The 2,080-nt window shown below is 69.3% G+C and carries 1 protein-coding gene; it reads right to left on the reverse strand.

The genetic code is table 11. The features are described from left to right. On the reverse strand, nucleotides 1–1,906 hold a 1,906-nt coding region (locus tag ELR45_RS04045), incomplete at its 3' end, for a phosphatase PAP2 family protein (RefSeq protein ID WP_205855876.1). Nucleotides 1,907–2,080: the final 174 nt, after the last annotated feature.

Raw genomic sequence — 2,080 nt, forward strand, 5'->3', positions numbered from 1 at the left:
TCTCGCCGGCGGCGGGAGCGCGGGTGAGGTCGAGACGGACCTCGAGAACGCTGCCCTCCTCGAGGGTGACGGTCCGGAGCACGTCCAGCACCGGCTCACCGTCGTCGCCGAGCGTCACGTCCAGCACGCCGTCAGAGGACTGCGTGTAGGCTCCTCGCACGTCGACGCCGCCCGCTTCCGGATCCAGCCTGAGAGTCCCGCCGACGACGCTGACGTCGCCCTTGCCGAGCGCGGTCGCCGAGCCGGCCGCGAGCGTGCCCGCCTCCAGCTCGGTGCCGCCCGTGTAGCCGTTGTCCCCGGTGAGCGTCAGCGCGCCACTGCCCCGTTTAGTGAGCCCGCCAGCTCCGGAGATGTCGTTGCGCCAGGTGTCGTCGGCGCTGAAACCACCGTCGTCGGCGTTCATCTCGACCGTCACATCGTCGCGGAACGCGCCGTAGCCGTCGGCCGCGGTGAAGAGATCCAGCCGGCCCCATCCTTCCGGGCCGTCCAGAATGGGGTAACCGGCAGGCAGCGCGGTGGTCTGCAGCACCACCCGGCGCTGTTCCGCGTCGAGGTACGGCAGACGCGTCTCCAGCAACACCTCCGCGCCCTTGGGCACGGCCAGCTCTGAGTCCGCACCGTGCCGGGGAAGGACGTATGTCAGCCGGGACGCGAAGGTCTCCTTGTTGACCTCACGGTCCGCGTAGCGATCGGTGTCCGCTCCGGCGGAGTGTGCGTACGCGTACAGCGTGTCGGCCGTGGTGCCGGTCTGCGCCTGGAAGTACTCGGCCGCCTGACGTCGTGCCGCGTCCTTGAGCTCGGCGTAGTCCGGGTCGTAAAGCACGGCCGCGGCCAGCGCCGTCGCCAGGACGCGGCCCCCGATCACGTCCACCGGCGAGTGCATGCCGCTGTCGATGCGGCTCTGGCCGAGGTCCGACGCACGGGTCAGTAGCTCCTGGAAACGCTCCGGGACGGCGTAGGCCAGGGCCAGAGCAGCCAGGTAGCTGGCGTTCGCGTGCCCGCTGGGGTAGCCGCCGTCCCGCTCCGGCTCGTCGCTGCGCTGACGGAGCAGTTGCGGTGCGACGACCACGTCGCCCTCGTAGATCGGAACTCCCAGGACGGGGACGCCGCCGGTTTCGACGACCTCGCTGTCCCCGGTCATCCGCCACGGACGCGGGTACTGGAAGGTGTACTTGCTCGGGTTGCTGGAGGCGTGCGGGCCACGGATGGTGTTGACGAGCTCCACTACCCTGCCCAGCTCCGAGTCGACCGAGCCCGCGCCGGTCGCGGAGCCCTCGGGCGCGTCGTCCGGCACTGCGTCGCTGACCTTTTCCGGCGGAGTCCCGTCCGGCGCGGCGGTGATGCTGGTGACCGCCATCGCACCGGCACGATACAGCTGTGTCAGCGGGCCGAGCCCTCCGGTGGCGCTGTAGCTCTGGTGCTGCCGGTCGTCGATGAAGGACTGCTTGGCCTCGGCATCCGTGCGCTCGCGAGTGATGTCCACGACGTACTGCATGTTGTCGCGCAGCACGGCCTGGGCACGCACCACCCCGTCGTCCCACGAGCTGCCGGTCTTCCAGAGCTCCTCCATCCCGGACAGGATCCGGACGGCGGCGTTGGTCTCCTTGCTGAGGTTGTCCGTTGTGTTGGTGAGGTAGTCGTCGACGAACGCCTGCACCGCGGCTGTGCTCTGCTCGGCGGTCACCACGCCGTAGCGCGCGGCATGGGCGGCACGGTGCGTGTCCGCCGCGGAGGTCAGGTGCTGGCCGAATGCTCCTGTGGTCGCCGGGCGGGGCGGTGCCGCCGTGGCCGGCTGCGAGCCTGCCAGCAGGGTCAGGGCCGACGGTGCGGCGACGAGCCCTGCTGAGACACCCACGGACCGCCGGAGAAAGCCGCGCCGGTCCATCGCCTTCTGCTTGTTCCTCATCTGTTCCTCTCTGTCCGCACGGGCCGGCGGTGCGCTGTGTTCACACCGCCGGGTAAGCGCTTTCTGGCACCGTTCCACAACCGAATGCGCTTGTAAAGACTTTTGTCCTTACATCCTGACGTCAGCCGTCCCCATGATCATGAACAGTAACCGTGTACATAGCACGGTTACTGT

The organism is Phytoactinopolyspora endophytica, from assembly GCF_004138495.1.
Classification (GTDB): Bacteria; Actinomycetota; Actinomycetes; order Jiangellales; family Jiangellaceae; genus Phytoactinopolyspora; species Phytoactinopolyspora endophytica.